The sequence below is a fragment of the Pseudomonas sp. B13(2017) genome (assembly GCF_002113245.1).
GTDB classification, from domain to species: Bacteria; Pseudomonadota; Gammaproteobacteria; order Pseudomonadales; family Pseudomonadaceae; genus Aquipseudomonas; species Aquipseudomonas putida_Z.
In genome coordinates this window covers 1-17,308 of the sequence record NZ_NEJX01000001.1, presented here as the reverse complement: position 1 = coordinate 17,308, position 17,308 = coordinate 1, and the positions used below count along the sequence as shown (strand labels likewise).

Sequence of the window (17,308 nt, the reverse complement as noted above, 5' to 3'; positions counted from 1 at the left end):
CCTGTTTCTGGCCGATGAAGCGGCCACGGTCAAATTCGGCGCACAACTGGCCGAGGTGACCGGCGGTCACGGCGTGATTTTTCTGGAAGGTGACCTGGGCGCGGGCAAAACCACGCTGTCGCGTGGCCTGATTCGTGGCCTGGGCCATACTGGTGCGGTGAAAAGCCCGACCTTCACCGTGGTCGAACCTTACGAGATCGGTGAGGTGCGGGCGTTCCATTTCGACCTGTATCGCCTGGTCGATCCGGAAGAGCTGGAGTTCATGGGCATTCGTGACTATTTCGAGGGCGACCCGCTGTGCCTGTTCGAGTGGCCACAAAAGGGTGCGGGCGTTTTGCCAAAGCCCGACCTGACCATTACCATAAGCCCCCAAGCGGGCGGACGCTCGCTGATCCTTTCGCCGCAGGGGGCTCGCGGCGAGGCCTGGTGCGTTGCACTGGCCGAACACTATAAACAGTAAGTGGGGTAGGTATGCGCATACGCGCACTGGTCGCCATCGTTGGGCTGCTGCTGACAACGGTGACCGTTGACGCTCTGGCCGTCACTCAAGTCAAGAGCATGCGCCTGTGGCGCGCGCCGGACAACACGCGGCTGGTCTTCGACCTGTCTGGCCCCGTGCAGCACAGCGTCTTCACCCTGAGCGCACCTGATCGCCTGGTTATCGACATCAATGGCGCGACCTTGGCCGCGCCACTGAACGTGGCTACCTCCAATACGCCGATCAGCAGCGTGCGTTCGGCTCAGCGCACCCCGACCGACCTGCGCGTGGTGGTCGACCTGAAAAAATCGGTCACCCCAAAAAGCTTCACCCTGGCGCCCAACGCCCAGTACGGCAACCGCCTGGTGGTCGACCTGTACGACCAGGAGGCTGACGCCATTGCGGCCAGCGCGCCGGCTCCGGCCCCGACTCCGGCACCAACGCCTGCAACCACGCCGGCAGTACCGGTGACCCCGGCCCAGCCTGCCATCAAGCTGCCGCCGGTTCCCAACGGCAAGCGTGACATCGTGGTTGCCATCGACGCCGGTCACGGCGGCGAAGACCCGGGTGCGTCCGGCTCGCGTGGCCAGCATGAAAAAGACATCGTGCTGCAGATCGCCAAGGAACTGCAGCGCCAGATCAACAGCGAAAAAGGCTTCCGGGCCGAGCTGACCCGTACCGGCGACTACTTCATCCCACTGCGCAAGCGCACGGAAATCGCCCGCAAGAAGGGCGCCGACCTGTTCATCTCGATCCACGCCGACGCTGCGCCGTCCCGCGCCGCCTTTGGCGCCTCGGTGTTTGCCCTGTCCGACCGCGGCGCTACCTCCGAGACCGCGCGCTGGCTGGCCGACACGGAAAACCGTTCCGACCTGATCGGTGGTGCCGGTAACGTCAGCCTCGACGACAAGGACCGCATGCTGGCCGGCGTGCTGCTCGACCTGTCGATGACCGCCACGCTCAGCTCCAGCCTCAATGTCGGGCAGAAGGTGCTGGGCAACATGGGCCGCATTACCTCGCTGCACAAGCAGCGGGTGGAACAGGCCGGCTTCATGGTGCTGAAGTCGCCGGATATTCCGTCGATCCTCGTTGAAACCGGGTTCATCTCGAACAACAACGAAGCCGCCAAACTGGCCACCGCCAGCCATCAGCAGGCCCTGGCCCGTTCGATCCACACCGGTGTGCGCCAGTACTTCCAGCAGAACCCGCCGCCTGGCACCTACATCGCCTGGCTGCGCGACACCGGCAAGATCGCCGCTGGCCCGCGTGAGCACACGGTACGCCCTGGCGAGACCCTGGCGATGCTTGCCGTGCGCTACCAGGTCAGCGTGACCAGCCTGCGCAGCACCAACAGCCTCAAGACCGATGAGCTGAAGGTCGGCCAGCGCCTCGATATCCCCGCTACCACGTTGGCCTCGCAATGAGTGGCGGTTCGCGCATCCAGCTGCTCAGCCCGCGGCTGGCCAACCAGATTGCCGCCGGTGAGGTTGTCGAGCGGCCGGCCTCTGTCGCCAAGGAGTTGCTGGAGAACAGCCTGGACTCCGGCGCCCGGCGTATCGACGTGGAAGTGGAGCAGGGCGGCGTCAAGCTGCTGCGGGTGCGTGACGATGGCAGCGGCATTTCCGCCGACGACCTGCCGCTGGCCCTGGCCCGTCACGCCACCAGCAAGATCCGCGAGCTGGAAGACCTGGAAGGGGTATTGAGCCTGGGCTTCCGTGGTGAGGCCCTGGCCTCGATCAGCTCGGTGGCGCGCCTGACCCTGACCTCGCGTACCGCCAGTGCTACCGAGGCCTGGCAGGTGGAAACCGAAGGCCGCGACATGACCCCGCGGGTGCAGCCGGCGGCGCACCCGGTGGGTACTTCGGTGGAAGTGCGCGACCTGTTCTTCAATACCCCGGCCCGGCGCAAGTTCCTCAAGGCCGAGAAAACCGAATTCGATCACCTGCAGGAAGTGATACGGCGCCTGGCGCTGGCGCGCTTCGATGTCGGCTTCCACCTGCGCCACAACGGCAAGAGCATCCTCAGCCTGCACGAGGCCCACGATGAAACCGCCCGTGCGCGGCGGGTGGGCGCCATCTGCGGCCCGGGCTTCATGGAGCAGGCGCTGCCGATCGATGTGGAGCGCAATGGCCTGCGTCTGTGGGGCTGGGTCGGCCTGCCGACCTTCTCGCGCAGCCAGGCAGACCTGCAGTATTTCTTCGTCAACGGCCGTGCGGTGCGCGACAAGCTGGTCGCCCACGCCGTGCGCCAGGCCTACCGCGACGTGCTGTTCAATGGTCGGCACCCGACCTTCGTGCTGTTCCTGGAGCTGGAGCCCAACGGCGTCGACGTCAACGTGCACCCGACCAAGCACGAAGTGCGTTTCCGCGAGGGGCGCTCGGTACACGACTTCCTGTATGGCACCCTGCATCGCGCCCTTGCCGATGTGCGCCCGGAAGACCAGTTGGCGGCGCCTGCTGCCGTGCCCGAAGTGCTCCGCCCCACGGGCCAGCAGGCCGGTGAGTTCGGCCCCCAGGGCGAAATGCGCCTGGCCTCGCCGGTGCTCGAGCAGCCGCGAGCCCCGCAGCAGTCGTTTTCCAGTGGCGGCAGTGGCGCGGGTTACCAGTACCAGTACACCCCGCGCCCCTCGCAGCCGCTGCCAGCCGCCGAGGCACAGGCGGTGTATCGCGAGTTTTACAAACCGCTGGATGAAGGCGCGGCGCCGACGACGGCTCTGCCTGAAAGCCAGGGTGACATTCCCCCGCTGGGCTACGCGCTGGCGCAGCTCAAGGGCATCTATATCCTGGCCGAGAACGCCATCGGCCTGGTGCTGGTAGACATGCATGCGGCCCATGAGCGCATCATGTACGAGCGCCTGAAGGTAGCCATGGCCAGCGAAGGCCTCAGCGGCCAGCCGCTGCTGGTGCCCGAGACCCTGGCCCTGAGCCAGCGTGAAGCAGACTGCGCCGAAGAGCACGCGCAGTGGTTCCAGCGGCTGGGCTTCGAACTGCAGCGGCTGGGTCCCGAGACCCTGGCCATCCGCCAGATCCCGGCTTTGCTCAAGCAGGCTGAGGCCAACCGACTGGTGCAGGATGTACTCGCCGACCTGATGGAATACGGCACCAGCGACCGTATCCAGGCGCACCTCAACGAGCTGCTCGGCACCATGGCCTGCCACGGCGCCGTGCGCGCCAACCGGCGCCTGGCGATCCCCGAGATGAACGCCCTGCTGCGTGACATGGAAAACACCGAGCGCAGCGGCCAGTGCAACCATGGTCGCCCCACCTGGACCCAGATGGGCCTGGATGACCTGGACAAACTCTTCCTGCGCGGTCGATGAAATGAGCGGCAAGCCCCCTGCAATATTCCTGATGGGCCCGACGGCGGCCGGCAAGACCGACCTGGCCATCGAGCTGACCAAAGTACTGCCGTGCGAGCTGATCAGCGTCGATTCGGCGCTGGTCTACCGCGGCATGGACATCGGTTCGGCCAAGCCGTCGAAAGAAATCCTCGCCGCTCACCCGCACCGGCTGATCGACATTCGCGACCCGGCCGAGAGCTATTCGGCTGCGCAGTTCCGTGCCGATGCCCTGGAGGCCATGGCCGAGATCACCGCGCGCGGCAAGATCCCGCTGCTGGTGGGTGGCACCATGCTCTATTACAAGGCGTTGATCGATGGCCTGGCCGACATGCCGGCGGCCGATGCCGCGGTGCGTGCCGAGCTGGAAGCCCAGGCCGAAGCGCTGGGCCTGGCCGAGTTGCACCGCCAGTTGGCCGAGGTTGACCCTGAGTCGGCGGCGCGTATCCACCCCAACGACCCGCAGCGGTTGATCCGGGCGTTGGAGGTTTACCGGGTAAGCGGCGAGAGCATGACGGCACATCGACAGCGTCAATTCGCGGAAAGTCGCGGCGCAGACGCAGGCGCTGGCGGACATTTGCCCTATACTGTCGCGAGTTTGGCGATTGCTCCTACAGATCGTCACATTTTGCATCAGCGAATTGCGTTACGATTTTCACAGATGCTGGAACAGGGCTTCGTCGACGAGGTCCGATCGCTGCGAGCCAGAAGTGACTTGCACGCCGGGCTGCCGTCTATACGGGCAGTGGGGTATCGGCAGGTCTGGGATTACCTGGACGGCAAGCTGACTGAGAATGAGATGCGTGAACGCGGTATCATTGCCACCAGGCAGCTGGCCAAGCGGCAGTTCACCTGGTTGCGTGGCTGGCCCGAAGTACACTGGCTTGACAGCCTGGCCTGCGACAATCTGTCCCGCACCTTGAAATACCTTGGGGCCATCTCCATATTGAGCTGAGTCCCTGCTGATTGCCGTCTATTCTTGCGAAGGGGCGGCCTAATTTATCGATTTTCTTGATTTTCTATTATTTATCCTTACAGGAGTGCGGCATATGTCAAAAGGGCATTCGCTACAAGACCCTTACTTGAACACCTTGAGAAAAGAAAAGGTCCCGGTATCCATCTACCTGGTCAACGGCATCAAACTGCAGGGTTCGATCGAGTCCTTCGACCAGTTCGTGGTACTGCTGAAGAACACCGTCAGCCAGATGGTCTACAAGCACGCCATCTCGACCGTGGTTCCTGCCCGTCCGGTTCGTCTGCCAAGCCCGTCCGATTCCGAACACGGCGACAGCGAGCCAGGCAACGCCTGATAGGAGCCTGCATTGTTCTTTGAGCGCCACGGTGGTGGTGAGCGGGCGTTGCTCGTTCACTTGGAAGGTCAGAACCCTGAGGCGCGCGAAGACCCGCAGGAGTTCCAGGAGCTGGCATTGTCGGCCGGTGCCGACATCGTCTCGCTGGTCACGGTGGCAAGGCATCAGCCTTCCGCCAAATACCTGATTGGCAGTGGCAAGGTCGAAGAGTTGCACGACCTGGTCCATGCCGAACAGGTAGACCTGGTGATTTTCAATCACACCCTCACGCCCAGTCAGGAGCGCAACCTCGAACGTGTGTTCGAGTGTCGTGTGCTCGACCGTACCGGGCTGATCCTCGATATCTTCGCCCAACGGGCGCGTACCCATGAAGGCAAGCTGCAGGTCGAACTGGCCCAGCTCGAGCACATGAGCACGCGGCTGGTGCGCGGCTGGACCCACCTTGAGCGACAGAAGGGTGGTATCGGCCTGCGTGGCCCGGGTGAAACCCAGCTGGAAACCGACCGCCGCCTGTTGCGGGTGCGCATTCGTCAGATCAAGTCACGCCTGGAGAAGGTGCGCAGCCAGCGCGAGCAGGCGCGCCGCGGGCGCAAGCGTGCGGACATTCCGTCGGTATCGCTGGTGGGTTATACCAACGCCGGCAAGTCCACGCTGTTCAACGCCCTGACCGAATCCGAGGTGTATGCCGCGGACCAGCTGTTCGCCACCCTCGACCCGACCCTGCGCCGGCTCGAACTGAACGACCTGGGGCCGATCGTGCTGGCCGACACCGTGGGCTTCATTCGCCACCTGCCGCACAAGCTGGTCGAGGCATTTCGGGCTACGCTCGAAGAGTCGAGCAACTCCGACTTGTTGCTGCATGTGATCGACGCCCATGAGCCGGAGCGCATGGAGCAGATCGAGCAGGTGCTGGCGGTGTTGGGCGAGATTGGTGCCGAAGGGTTGCCGATCCTCGAGGTGTATAACAAACTCGACTTGCTCGAAGATGTCGAGCCGCAGATCCAGCGCAATGCCGATGGCAAGCCGGAACGGGTCTGGGTATCGGCACGCGATGGGCGTGGCCTGGAGCTGGTCGGCCAGGCGATTGCCGAGTTGCTGGGGGATGATCTGTTTGTCGGTACCCTGTGTCTGGAGCAGCGTTTTGCCCGCTTGCGCGCGCAATTCTTTGCCCTGGGTGCCGTGCAGAGTGAAGAGCATGATGAAGAAGGGCGCAGCCTGCTGAGCGTGCGACTGCCCATGGTCGAACTGAATCGCCTGGTCAGTCGCGAAGGCATGGAGCCGCAAGTGTTTGTCGAGCAACACACTTTGCAATAAATGCTCGTCGAGGTCGCCGGGCAGCAGTGACAGGCATTCTGTAGCATTGGACGGCGCGCCGTGGGCGCGTCTTTGCTTTATCAGATGGAGAGCGCTATGGCTTGGAACGAGCCGGGTGGCAACTCGAACAATCAGGATCCCTGGGGCGGTCGCCGGAATGGCGGTGGCGGCGGTGGTGACAAGAAAGGTCCACCGGACCTGGACGAGGCCTTCCGCAAATTGCAGGACAGCCTGAACGGCATGTTCGGCAGTGGCAAGAAACGTGGCGGCGGTGACCGCAATGTCGGCAAGGGCGGTGGCCTGGGCCTGCTGGGCATCGGCCTGGCGGTGCTGGCTGCTATCTGGCTGTACAGCGCCGTGTACGTGGTCGACGAGCAGGAGCAGGCCGTGGTGCTGCGCTTCGGCAAGTACTATGAGACGGTCGGTCCCGGCCTGAACATCTACTTCCCGCCGATCGATCGCAAGTACATGGAGAACGTCACGCGCGAGCGTGCCTATACCAAGCAGGGCCAGATGCTGACCGAAGACGAGAACATCGTCGAGGTACCGCTGACCGTCCAGTACAAGATCAGCAACCTGCAGGACTTCGTGCTCAACGTCGACCAGCCTGAGGTCAGCCTGCAGCACGCGACCGACAGTGCCCTGCGCCACGTGGTGGGTTCCACCTCGATGGACCAGGTGCTGACCGAAGGCCGCGAGCAGATGGCCGTGGATATCCGCGAGCGCCTGCAGCGCTTCCTCGACACCTACCGCACCGGTATCAGCGTTACCCAGGTCAACGTGCAGAGCGCGGCAGCCCCGCGTGAAGTGCAGGAAGCCTTCGACGACGTGATCCGTGCCCGCGAAGACGAGCAGCGTGCCCGCAACCAGGCCGAGTCCTACGCCAATGGCGTGGTGCCGGAAGCCCGTGGTCAGGCCCAGCGCATCATCGAGGACGCCAACGGTTACCGCGACGAAGTCATCGCCCGCGCCAAGGGTGAGGCCGACCGCTTCACCAAGCTGGTCGCCGAGTACCGCAAGGCACCTGACGTGACCCGTCAGCGTCTGTACCTGGAGACCATGCAAGAGGTCTACAGCAATTCGAGCAAGGTCATGGTGGCGACCAAGGACGGGCAGAACAACCTGCTCTACCTGCCGCTGGACAAGATGGTCGAAGGCAGCCGCAACCCGTCCGCGCCGACCGCCAGTGTGTCGCCATCGGTCAACGATGCGGCCGCGCGTGCGGCGCAGGACCTGCAACAGCAACAGCAGCCACTGCGCACTAGGGAGAGCCGCTGATGAGCAATAGATCGCTGATCGCCCTGATCGCCGCCGTGGTCCTGGCCATCGTGGCCTGGAACAGCTTCTACATCGTGTCCCAGACCGAACGTGCGGTACTGCTGCGCTTCGGTAAGGTGGTCCAGGCGGATGTCCAGCCGGGCATGCACGTGAAGATTCCGTACGTGAACCAGGTGCGCAAGTTCGACGCCCGCCTGATGACCCTCGACGCCCCGACCCAGCGGTTCCTGACCCTGGAGAAGAAAGCGGTGATGGTCGACGCCTACGCCAAGTGGCGCGTCAAGGACGCCGAACGCTTCTACACTGCCACGTCCGGCATGAAGCAGATCGCCGACGAGCGTCTGTCGCGTCGTCTGGAAAGCGGCCTGCGTGACCAGTTCGGTAAACGTACCCTGCACGAAGTGGTTTCCGGTGAACGTGACGCGCTGATGGCTGACATCACTGCTTCGCTGAACCGCATGGCCGCCAAGGAGCTGGGTATCGAGGTGGTCGACGTGCGCGTCAAGGCCATCGACCTGCCGAAGGAAGTCAACCGCAGCGTGTTCGACCGCATGAGCACCGAGCGTGAGCGTGAAGCCCGCGAGCACCGCGCCAAGGGTAACGAACTGGCTGAAGGTATCCGTGCCGATGCCGACCGTCAGCGCCGCGTATTGCTGGCTGAGGCCTATCGCGAAGCAGAGGAAACCCGCGGTGACGGCGACGCCCAGGCGGCCGCCATCTACGCCAAGGCCTACACCCAGGACGCTGATTTCTATGCGTTCTACCGTAGCCTGCAGGCGTACCGCGAGAGCTTCTCGAGCAAGAGCGACGTGCTGGTCCTGGACCCGAAGAACGAGTTCTTCCGCTTCCTGGACAAGAGCAGGCCGTGATGCTCAGGCCCTGATTTTCATGCAGCGGCGCCCCGCCTGGCAGCTAAAACACCAGGCGGGGTGCATCCTGAATGAAAAGGGGTGTATGATGAGGCAGCCGGGAAATTTCCCGGCTTTTTTGCGTCTGCAAGGTTGATTGGCAAACCGCCAGTTGACGGTTTGGTCAGGTCGCAAGGCAATTCGAGGGTGTCGGGTACGGTGGCTGCGCTGGGATCAGTGCTGCCCGCTGCTGTGCGCGATACCGGCTTTACTGACGGCTAGCCTGCTGGCAAGCCGCCCGGACCAGAGGGGAAATGGCGTAATGGCAACGGTAGACCGCTGGCTGCTGCCAGATGGCATCGAGGAAGTACTGCCACCTGAGGCTGCGCGTATCGAGATCGCGCGCCGCCAGGTGTTGGACCTGTTCCAGAGTTGGGGCTACGAACTGGTCGTCACCCCGCATATCGAGTACCTGGAGTCGCTGCTCACCGGCGCCGGCCAGGACCTGGATCAGCGCACCTTCAAGGTAGTGGACCCGCAGTCCGGCCGCCTGATGGGCTTCCGCGCCGACTTCACCCCGCAGGTGGCGCGTATCGACGCCCACACCCTGCGCCGTGAAGGCCCGAGCCGCCTGTGCTATGCCGGCAGCGTACTGCACGCCCAGCCGCGTGCCCTGTCCACCTCGCGCAGCCCGATCCAGCTGGGTGCCGAGCTGTACGGCGATGCCAGCCCCACCAGCGATGTCGAAGTCATCAGCCTGATGCTCGCCACGCTGCAACTGACCGATGTGCCGGATGTGCACATGGACCTCGGCCACGTCGGTATCTACCGCGGCCTGGCCCGTGCTGCCGGCCTGTCCGGCGCGGTCGAGCAGCAGTTGTTCGACGCCCTGCAGCGCAAGGCCGTGGATGAAGTTCAGGTGCTGACCGCCGACCTGCCGAAGGACTTGGGCAACATGCTGCGCGCGCTGGTCGAGCTGTGCGGTGGCCGCGAAGTGCTGGCCGAAGCCCGCGTGCGCCTGGGCCGTGCCCCGGCCAGCGTGCTGGCGGCGCTGGACGACCTGCTGGCGATCGCCGATCGCCTGGCGTCGCGCTTCCCGGACCTGCCGCTGTACTTCGACCTCGGCGAGCTGCGCGGTTACCACTATCACACTGGCGTGGTGTTCGCCGTGTTCGTGCCGGGCGAAGGTCAATCGATCGCCCAGGGCGGGCGCTATGACGACATCGGCGCCGATTTCGGCCGGGCCCGCCCGGCCACCGGTTTCTCCACGGATTTGAAGACCCTGGTCACACTGGGGCGAGCGGAGGTCGTATTGCCAACTGGCGGCATCTGGATGCCGGACAGTGGCGACGCGGCCCTCTGGCAGCAAGTCTGCCAGTTGCGCAACGAGGGCCAGCGTGTGGTCCAGGCCCTGCCTGGCCAGCCGTTGAGTGCTGCTCTCGAGGCGGATTGTGATCGGCAATTGATTCAGCAAGACGGGCGCTGGCAGGTTCTGCCGCTGGCCCAGTGAGTTTCTGCGCCGGCAGTAGGCCGGCAACCAAGTTTGCGTGAATGAGGACCAATGTAATGGGTAAGAATGTCGTCGTCCTGGGCACCCAGTGGGGTGATGAGGGCAAAGGCAAGATCGTCGATCTGCTGACCGAACATGCTGCCGCCGTAGTGCGCTACCAGGGTGGCCACAACGCGGGTCACACCCTGGTGATCAACGGTGAAAAGACCGTTCTGCACCTGATTCCGTCCGGTATCCTGCGTGAAGGCGTACAGTGCCTGATCGGCAACGGCGTGGTCGTTGCCCCGGATGCCCTGATGCGTGAAATCACCAAGCTGGAAGAGAAGGGCGTGCCAGTGCGCGAGCGCCTGCGCATCAGCCCGGCTGCGCCGCTGATCCTGTCGTACCACGTTGCCCTGGACCAGGCCCGCGAAAAAGCCCGTGGCGAAGCCAAGATCGGCACCACCGGCCGTGGTATCGGCCCAGCCTACGAAGACAAGGTCGCACGCCGCGGCCTGCGCGTGGGCGACCTGTTCCACCGCGAGCGTTTCGCCGCCAAGCTGGGTGAGCTGCTGGACTACCACAACTTCCAGCTGGTGAACTACTACAAAGAGCCGGCCATCGACTTCCAGCAGACCCTGGACGAATGCATGGCCTACGCCGAACAGCTCAAGCCGATGATGCTCGACGTCACCGCCGAGCTGCACAACCTGCGTCGCGCCGGCAAGGACATCATGTTCGAAGGTGCCCAGGGCTCGTTGCTGGACATCGACCACGGTACCTACCCGTACGTCACCAGCTCCAACACCACCGCTGGCGGTATCTCCACCGGTTCTGGCGTTGGCCCGATGTACCTGGACTACATCCTGGGTATCACCAAGGCCTACACCACTCGCGTAGGTTCCGGTCCGTTCCCGACCGAACTGTTCGACGAGACTGGCGCTACCCTGGCCAAGCGTGGCCATGAGTTCGGCTCCACCACCGGCCGTGCGCGCCGTTGCGGCTGGTTCGATGCCGTGATCCTGCGCCGCGCCATCGACGTCAACAGCATCTCGGGCATCTGCCTGACCAAGCTGGACGTACTGGATGGCCTGGAAACCATCAACATCTGCGTTGGCTACAAGAACGAGAACGGTGCCGTCATCGACGCGCCTTCCGATGCCGACAGCTACATCGGCCTGGAGCCGGTGTACGAAGAGATGCCAGGCTGGAGCGAGTCGACCCTGGGCGTGAAAACCCTGGAAGATCTGCCAGCCAACGCTCGCGCCTACATCAAGCGCATCGAAGAGCTGATCGGCGCGCCGATCGACATCATCTCCACCGGCCCGGATCGCAACGAGACCATCGTTCTGCGTCATCCGTTCGCCTGATCTGCCTTCCAGGCTGATCTGACGCCGTGGCCCTGAACGGGGCTGCGGCGTTTTCATTTGTGGGGTATGCCTGTCCCGGCCCTATCGCCGGCAAGCCAGCTCCCACAGGTACACCACAGGCCTCAAGACATGTGGAGTACCTGTGGGAGCGGGCAAGCCCGCGAAGAGGCCAGTACAGGAAAACCCATTGCTGAACCTTGGCACTTATCCCTGCTGCCCCCGGCACAACCCTTGCTGTAAGAAGTTTCTGAAGATGCCATCAAAATAGTGGCGCCAGAAAACACGAGGGTTACACCGTGTCTGCCATCCTCTCACTGTTACGAAGCCGCCTTTTGCGGCCTGTGTTTGTTGCCCTTGGTATCGCTCTTTTGGTGCAGGTGCTGGTCGCCGTTGCGCTTACCCGAAGCACGGTCACCGCCTTGGAAGCCGACCTGGGCGAACGCCTGGGCAATGACAGCCGCCAGCTCGCCAGTGAGCTGGAGCAAGCCGGGCAAGACGTGCGCTCAGGCCTCGACAGCCTCTCCAGCAGCACCCGCCAGCGCTTGAGCGCAGGTTTGTCGGCGCGCCTGCAAAGCGAGCAGCAGCAGCTGCGCAGCACGTTGGAAAAGAACCTCAAGGACTCCGCCAACGATATGGCCGAGCTGCTGGCGTCGGTCGCACCGCGGGCGATATGGGACAACGACGTGCCGGTGCTCTCCGACTTCGCCCGGCGTGCCCAGCGCAACCCTAACGTGCTGTTCGTGGTCTACGACGACGCCCAGGGCCAGCACCTGACTCGCTACCTGAACCGGCAAAACCCGATCAACCAGGCATTGATGGACAAAGGCCAGGGCGAGCGTGCGCTGGACAAGGTGATCGACGCGGCCCGGCGCGACCCGGCGGTGTACTTCGTCGAGGCCTCGATCAACCCCAATGGTGCAGAAATCGGCAAGGTGGTGATGGGCGTTTCCACCGCCGGCATCGACCAGGAGCTCAAGGCCCTCGACCAGCGCTTCGCCGCACTGATCGCCAGCGGCGAGCAACTGGTCGGCGACAGCCTGGTCGGTGCTGCAGCCGACAGTGGCAAGACCTTGCGCGAGCGCCTTGAAAAGGCGCAGGGCAGCGCAGCCGCGATGCAGGCCAATACCGCACAGACCGTGCGTGATGCTGCCGCCGAACTGCGCTGGCGTATCGGCCTGGGCCTGATGCTGGTCGGCCTGGGTGTGCTGGTGGTGGTGGCTGTGGTGCTTGGCCGCCGAGTGCTGAGCAAGCTGCGCCTGCTGATTGCCGCCCTCGATGACCTGGCGGCTGGTGAAGGCGACCTGACCAAGCGTGTGCCCCTCGACAGCCGCGACGAAATTGGCGACATGGCTTCGGCGGTGAACCGCTTTGTCGACAAGCTGCAACCCATCGTGCGCGAGGCGGGCGAGGTGGCGCAGCGCACCGGCGTTGAGATTGGCGCGATGGCCCAGCGCAATGCCGGCGCCGATGCTGCCGCTGCACTGCAACGCGACGAAGTGGCGGCCAGCCTGCGCGACCTGTCGAGCATGGCCGACGAGGCCCAGGCTGAAAGCCATGCGATGCAGGCAGCCCTGCAGCAGGTGGTGGATATCCGCCAGGCAACTGACGAGAACAGCCGCACATCGACCCAGCTAGCCGGTTTGATCGAAAACCTGGCCGGGCAGGTGGAGGCCGGCTCCCAGGTGATCGAGCGCCTGGCCAAGCAGAGCGAGCAGATCGAAGTGGTGCTGACGGTTATCCACGGCATCGCCGAACAGACCAACCTGCTGGCCTTGAACGCGGCAATCGAAGCCGCCCGTGCTGGCGAAACCGGGCGCGGGTTTGCCGTCGTGGCCGATGAGGTGCGGGCGCTGGCGAGCAAGACGCAAAGTTCCACGGGAGATATCCAGGCGCATATCGCCGCGCTGCAGAAGGGGGCCAAGGAGGCCGTGGCCACCATCAGCCAGGCCGGGCTCAAGGCCAGCGAAGGGCTGCTGGTGCTGCGTGACAACGAGCGCCGCCAGCAGTCGGTGCAGGCAGCGGTGGAGCAGGTGCACGCGGCCATCGGCCTGGCCACCCGGGCGGCCGAACAGCAGGCGAGCGGGGCGCAGGCAGTGCGTGGACGGGTGGAAACCATACACGCCCAGGCCGAACGCTCGGCCGAGGTGGTGATGCAGACCACCGCCAGCAGCAAGGTGCTGGATGACCTGGCGGCACAGCTGCGTGCCAGCCTGGGACAATTCAGGGCATAGAAATTCGCAAGTGAATCGCAATCCCTGTGGGAGCGGGTTCACCCGCGAAGAAGACGGCGCGGTGTATGGCACCGGCTCCGCCGGTGTTCGCGGGTTAACCCGCTCCCACAGGGCAAGTGCAAGCTTCTGCACTTGTGCAAGGCCATCGAGTTTTGGCGGTGCAGTGTTGCTATGATGGCAACGACACATGGCAAACGGAGTTGTTCATGTCAGCTCAACTGGTCGCCGCCCCGGCCGCCCTGGATTTCCTCCATTGCGACAGCGTGCATGTCAGCGCGCCAATGACCGCTCTCCAGGCCTACTGCGCCATGACTTCGGACGTCCCAGGCTGGCTGGCCAAAGCCTTTCGCCTGCGCGATTTCATCTCGCGCCGCTTCAATGTCACTGCTATCCACGGTTTCTCATCGCGCAGCCCCGAACGTTTGCCGGCAGTGGGTGAGCATCTGGACTTTTTCCTGGTCGAGGCAATCAGCGACCAGCAATTGGTCCTGACCTCGCGTGACACGCACCTGGCGGTGATGGTGAGCATGGATCTGGATGAGCAGAGGGATGGCCAGCAGCGTTTGAGCGTGACCACCTCGGTACAGTGTTTCAACCGCTTCGGCCGCCTCTACATGCTGCCTGTCGGCAAGGCGCATGGGCCAATCGTCCGCCGGATGCTGCGTAACATCTGATGGCCTCATCGCCGGCAAGCCAGCTCCCACAGGTACTGCACAGGCCTAAGGGCGGCGCGGTACCTGTGGGAGCTGGCTTGCCGGCGATGAAGGCGACGCGGATCAAGCCTTGTTCAGATACATCCGCGTAGTCAGCAGATACACCGGCAACCCCGACACTACGATCAACAACGCCGCATAAGGCGCTGCCGCCGCGAACTCGACGTTGGCCGTGTGCGCCCACACCTCGGTGGCCAGGGTGGTCATGCCGGTCGGGCTGAGCAGCAAGGTAGCTGTCAGTTCCTTCATGGCATCCAGGAACACCAGGGCAAAGGCTGCCGCCATGGCCGGGAAGATGATCGGCAGGGTCACCCGGCAGAACGCGGCAAAGCTGCTCGCGCCCAAGGTCCGTGCCGCTTCCTCCAGGGTAGGTGAAGCCTTGTTCAGTGCGGTGCGCACCGGCGACTGCGCCAGCGGCAGGAACAGCAGCGCATAGGCCAGCAGCAACAGTGCCGTGGTCTGGTACAGCGCCGGCACGTAATGCAGGGCGAAGAATACCAGGGTCAGGGCAATCACCAGGCCGGGCAGGGCGTGCAACAGGTATGGCAGGCGCTCGGCCCAAATTGCCAGGCGGCCCTTGTAGCGCACCACCAGGAAGCTGATTGGCAGGGCTAGCAACACGCAGAAACCGGCACCCCCCAGCGACACCGACAATGAGGTGAACAGCGCCTTGGAAATGGCTGCCACAGGGAATGCCGCCGATGAACCCACGCTCAACCAGTAGCCGAGCATGGCCAGCGGAATACCGCTGCCCAACACCGCCAGGCCCACGCAGAACAGTTGCGCCAGCACTGCCCAGCCACGCAGCCGCACCGGTTGTGCTCGCCGCGCCACACCCTGGCCGATGCGCACATGACGGGCCTTGCCGCGTACCCGCAGTTCAAGCCACAGCATCACCAGGCACATCGCCAACAGTACGGCGGACAGCATGGCCGCGTTGGCATTGCTGAACTCCAGTTCGAACTGCTGGTAAATCGCCGTGGTGAAGGTTTGCAAGCCGAGGATCGACAAGGCGCCGAACTCCACCAGCATGTGCAGGGCGATCAGCAGCGCGCCGCCCAGCATCGATGGCCATAGCAGCGGCAGGGTGACCTTGATGAATACGCCCCAGCGGCTGCAGCCCAGCGTACGTGCCGATTCCTCCAGCGAGGTATCGAGGTTGCGCAGGGTCGCGGCCACCGGCAGGAACACCAGTGGGTACTTGGACAGGGCCATGACCATGATCGCCCCGCCCAGCCCTTCGAAGTCCGAGCTCAGCGACACCCAGGTGAAGCTGCTGACGAACGACGGCACGGCGAACGGCAGGCACAGCACCACGCCCCACAGCCGACGGCCGGCCAGGTTGCTGCGCTCAAGCAGCCAGGCCAGGGCCAGGCCGACCACCATGCAGGTCAGCGTCACCCCGACCATCAGCATCAGGGTGTTGCGCATCAGCCCCCAGACAAACGGCCGCCACAGCAGGTGCAGGGCTTCGCGCCAGCCGGCCTCCCAGGCTTTCATGGCAACGTACAGCAAAGGCAGCAAGCTCATCGCCACCAGGAACAGCACAGGCAGCACCACCCAGACGGAGGGGCGCTTGCGGCGCGGTACGAAGCGTACCGGCACCGGCTCGGACAGGGCGGCAGTCATCAGAGCAGGCCGACCTCGCGCTCAAGCTCGATCGCTTCCTCGGCATTGCCCAGGTCGGCTGGTGAGATCTTCGGTGGGCGCAGGTCTTCGAACGGCTTCAGGCCACGGTCGGAGACCATGCCTTTGTGCAGCGGGTACTCGGCGGTGGTCTGGGTGATCACGCGCTGGCCTTCTTCGCTGGCCATCCAGTTGAGCAGGGCCTGGGCTTCTTTCGGGTGCTTGCTGGCCTTGACCACGGCTGCACCGGAAATGGTGACCAGGTTGCCGGCATCGCCATCGGCCAGATAGTAGAGCTTGGTGTCCAGCTTGCCGCGCTCGCGCTCAAGCGCATACCAGTAGTAGTTGTTCACCAGTACCGCAGCCACTTCGCCTTTTTCCACGGCTTTGAGGGCGACCATGTTGTTGGTGTAGGTCTTGCCGAATGCCTTCAGGCCGGTCAGCCATTCTTCGGTGGCTTCTCGCCCGTGCATCTTCAGGATGGCCACGGCCTGTTCCTGGAAGGCGCCGCTGGTGGGCACATAGCCGACACGGCCTTCCCACTCGGGGTTGGCAAAGTCCATCACTGTGGTCGGCAGGTCTTTCTCGTCGATCTTCTTCGGGTTGAACACGACGATGCGCGTACGGGCGGTAATGCCCATCCAGGTGCCGTTGGCGCCAACGTACTCCTTGGGCATCATGTTCGCGGTAGCGTCGTCGATCTTTGCCAGCAGGCCCAGTTCGCCCAGGTTGTTCAGGGGAGGGGACTCTTCGGTATAGATGATGTCGGCCGGCGAGCGCTCGCCTTCCTCGATGATCTGGCTGGCCAGCTGGTTGCTGCTGCCCTTGCGGATATCGATGTGGATGCCGGTCTTGGCCTCGTAGGCCTTGGCGATGGCCTCGCCGATTTCCTTGTGCTGACCGTTGTACATGGTCAGGGTGACCGGTGCGTCTGCCATGGCGGCCGGAGCGCCGATGGCCAGGCTCAGCACGGCGGCGGCCAAGGTACGCATCAGCGGTTGCGGGCGGATCGTCATGCGGGTACTTCCTCGCTTACGGCTACATATTTGGAAACAATGGTAAACGAAATCGTTTCTCAAGTGGCCGGGTGACGAGAAATTCATGGTCAGACCATGGTGCAAGAGTCTGAAGGTGTGTTGGCTGTGCTGGCCTCTTCGCGGGTAAACCCGCTCCCACAGGGGCATCACAGGTCTTGAGGGGAGTGAAATACCTGTGGGAGATTCTATGGTTGTGGGCAATGCTTTTTGCCCCCTTTGCTCATGTATTCGCCTTGAGTCTTCATCAAGGCGAATGCAATTCTGGCCAGCTTTCGGG

The 17,308-nt window shown here is 63.9% G+C and carries 14 protein-coding genes and 1 pseudogene; 13 read left to right on the top strand and 2 right to left on the bottom strand.

The genetic code is table 11. The annotated features are described in order from the left end of the window. Position 1 precedes the first annotated feature (1 nt). From tsaE to CAG44_RS00015, 13 genes and pseudogenes are all read left to right on the top strand, one after another. On the top strand, positions 2–460 hold the full coding sequence (gene tsaE, locus CAG44_RS00080) for a tRNA (adenosine(37)-N6)-threonylcarbamoyltransferase complex ATPase subunit type 1 TsaE (RefSeq protein WP_153671421.1): 459 nt from the start codon (positions 2–4) through the stop codon (positions 458–460). 11 nt (positions 461–471) lie between these two features. After that, the gene (locus CAG44_RS00075; RefSeq protein WP_075046528.1) at positions 472–1,902 is read left to right on the top strand and encodes an N-acetylmuramoyl-L-alanine amidase; all 1,431 of its coding nucleotides are present in this window, start codon (positions 472–474) and stop codon (positions 1,900–1,902) included. After that, complete coding sequence (gene mutL / locus CAG44_RS00070) at positions 1,899–3,797, top strand: DNA mismatch repair endonuclease MutL (RefSeq protein WP_085691365.1); 1,899 nt, start codon at positions 1,899–1,901, stop codon at positions 3,795–3,797. The genes CAG44_RS00075 and mutL overlap by 4 nt, the downstream gene beginning before the upstream one ends. A 1-nt stretch (position 3,798) precedes the next feature. Further along, positions 3,799–4,770 (top strand): tRNA (adenosine(37)-N6)-dimethylallyltransferase MiaA, encoded by a 972-nt coding sequence (miaA, locus tag CAG44_RS00065; RefSeq protein WP_013974436.1) that lies wholly within the window; start codon positions 3,799–3,801, stop codon positions 4,768–4,770. A gap of 94 nt (positions 4,771–4,864) precedes the next feature. After that, entirely contained in the window at positions 4,865–5,125 is a 261-nt protein-coding gene (gene hfq / locus CAG44_RS00060; RefSeq protein ID WP_003258160.1) for an RNA chaperone Hfq, read from the top strand. Positions 5,126–5,137: 12 nt separating this feature from the next. Next, on the top strand, positions 5,138–6,439 hold the full coding sequence (gene hflX, locus CAG44_RS00055) for a ribosome rescue GTPase HflX (protein WP_015272005.1): 1,302 nt from the start codon (positions 5,138–5,140) through the stop codon (positions 6,437–6,439). Positions 6,440–6,535: 96 nt separating this feature from the next. Next, positions 6,536–7,717 (top strand): FtsH protease activity modulator HflK, encoded by a 1,182-nt coding sequence (gene hflK, locus CAG44_RS00050; RefSeq protein WP_025340824.1) that lies wholly within the window; start codon positions 6,536–6,538, stop codon positions 7,715–7,717. Next, a complete protein-coding gene (gene hflC / locus CAG44_RS00045) occupies positions 7,717–8,586 on the top strand; it encodes a protease modulator HflC (protein WP_013974432.1) in 870 nt (289 codons plus the stop codon). Before hflK ends, hflC begins: the two co-directional genes overlap by 1 nt. A 301-nt stretch (positions 8,587–8,887) precedes the next feature. Beyond that, positions 8,888–10,075 (top strand): ATP phosphoribosyltransferase regulatory subunit, encoded by a 1,188-nt coding sequence (locus CAG44_RS00040; RefSeq protein ID WP_013974431.1) that lies wholly within the window; start codon positions 8,888–8,890, stop codon positions 10,073–10,075. 56 nt (positions 10,076–10,131) lie between these two features. Further along, entirely contained in the window at positions 10,132–11,424 is a 1,293-nt protein-coding gene (locus tag CAG44_RS00035) for an adenylosuccinate synthase (RefSeq protein ID WP_085587924.1), read from the top strand. Between the two features lie 632 nt (positions 11,425–12,056). Continuing rightward, positions 12,057–12,749 (top strand): annotated as a pseudogene (locus tag CAG44_RS29240) (methyl-accepting chemotaxis protein); the annotation flags it as partial. A gap of 21 nt (positions 12,750–12,770) precedes the next feature. Next, positions 12,771–13,655 (top strand): methyl-accepting chemotaxis protein, encoded by an 885-nt coding sequence (locus CAG44_RS29235; protein WP_371034222.1) that lies wholly within the window; start codon positions 12,771–12,773, stop codon positions 13,653–13,655. A gap of 206 nt (positions 13,656–13,861) precedes the next feature. Beyond that, positions 13,862–14,329 (top strand): DUF2867 domain-containing protein, encoded by a 468-nt coding sequence (locus tag CAG44_RS00015; protein ID WP_085691363.1) that lies wholly within the window; start codon positions 13,862–13,864, stop codon positions 14,327–14,329. Between the two features lie 102 nt (positions 14,330–14,431). Here CAG44_RS00015 and CAG44_RS00010 read toward each other — a convergent pair whose 3' ends face one another. Next, positions 14,432–15,997, bottom strand: coding sequence for an iron ABC transporter permease (locus CAG44_RS00010; protein ID WP_013974423.1), 1,566 nt, complete (start codon positions 15,995–15,997; stop codon positions 14,432–14,434). Continuing rightward, positions 15,997–17,010, bottom strand: coding sequence for an extracellular solute-binding protein (locus CAG44_RS00005; protein WP_085691362.1), 1,014 nt, complete (start codon positions 17,008–17,010; stop codon positions 15,997–15,999). Before CAG44_RS00005 ends, CAG44_RS00010 begins: the two co-directional genes overlap by 1 nt. Between the last annotated feature and the right edge of the window lie 298 nt (positions 17,011–17,308).

Coding starts and splice junctions, on each gene's coding strand:
- CAG44_RS00040 (WP_013974431.1), top strand. CDS start 8,888: ATGGCAACGGTAGACCGCTGGCTGCTGCCAGATGGCATCGAGGAAGTA.
- hflC (WP_013974432.1), top strand. CDS start 7,717: ATGAGCAATAGATCGCTGATCGCCCTGATCGCCGCCGTGGTCCTGGCC.
- miaA (WP_013974436.1), top strand. CDS start 3,799: ATGAGCGGCAAGCCCCCTGCAATATTCCTGATGGGCCCGACGGCGGCC.
- CAG44_RS00015 (WP_085691363.1), top strand. CDS start 13,862: ATGTCAGCTCAACTGGTCGCCGCCCCGGCCGCCCTGGATTTCCTCCAT.
- mutL (WP_085691365.1), top strand. CDS start 1,899: ATGAGTGGCGGTTCGCGCATCCAGCTGCTCAGCCCGCGGCTGGCCAAC.
- hfq (WP_003258160.1), top strand. CDS start 4,865: ATGTCAAAAGGGCATTCGCTACAAGACCCTTACTTGAACACCTTGAGA.
- CAG44_RS00010 (WP_013974423.1), bottom strand. CDS start 15,997: ATGACTGCCGCCCTGTCCGAGCCGGTGCCGGTACGCTTCGTACCGCGC.
- hflK (WP_025340824.1), top strand. CDS start 6,536: ATGGCTTGGAACGAGCCGGGTGGCAACTCGAACAATCAGGATCCCTGG.
- CAG44_RS29235 (WP_371034222.1), top strand. CDS start 12,771: ATGGCTTCGGCGGTGAACCGCTTTGTCGACAAGCTGCAACCCATCGTG.
- CAG44_RS00035 (WP_085587924.1), top strand. CDS start 10,132: ATGGGTAAGAATGTCGTCGTCCTGGGCACCCAGTGGGGTGATGAGGGC.
- CAG44_RS00075 (WP_075046528.1), top strand. CDS start 472: ATGCGCATACGCGCACTGGTCGCCATCGTTGGGCTGCTGCTGACAACG.
- CAG44_RS00005 (WP_085691362.1), bottom strand. CDS start 17,010: ATGACGATCCGCCCGCAACCGCTGATGCGTACCTTGGCCGCCGCCGTG.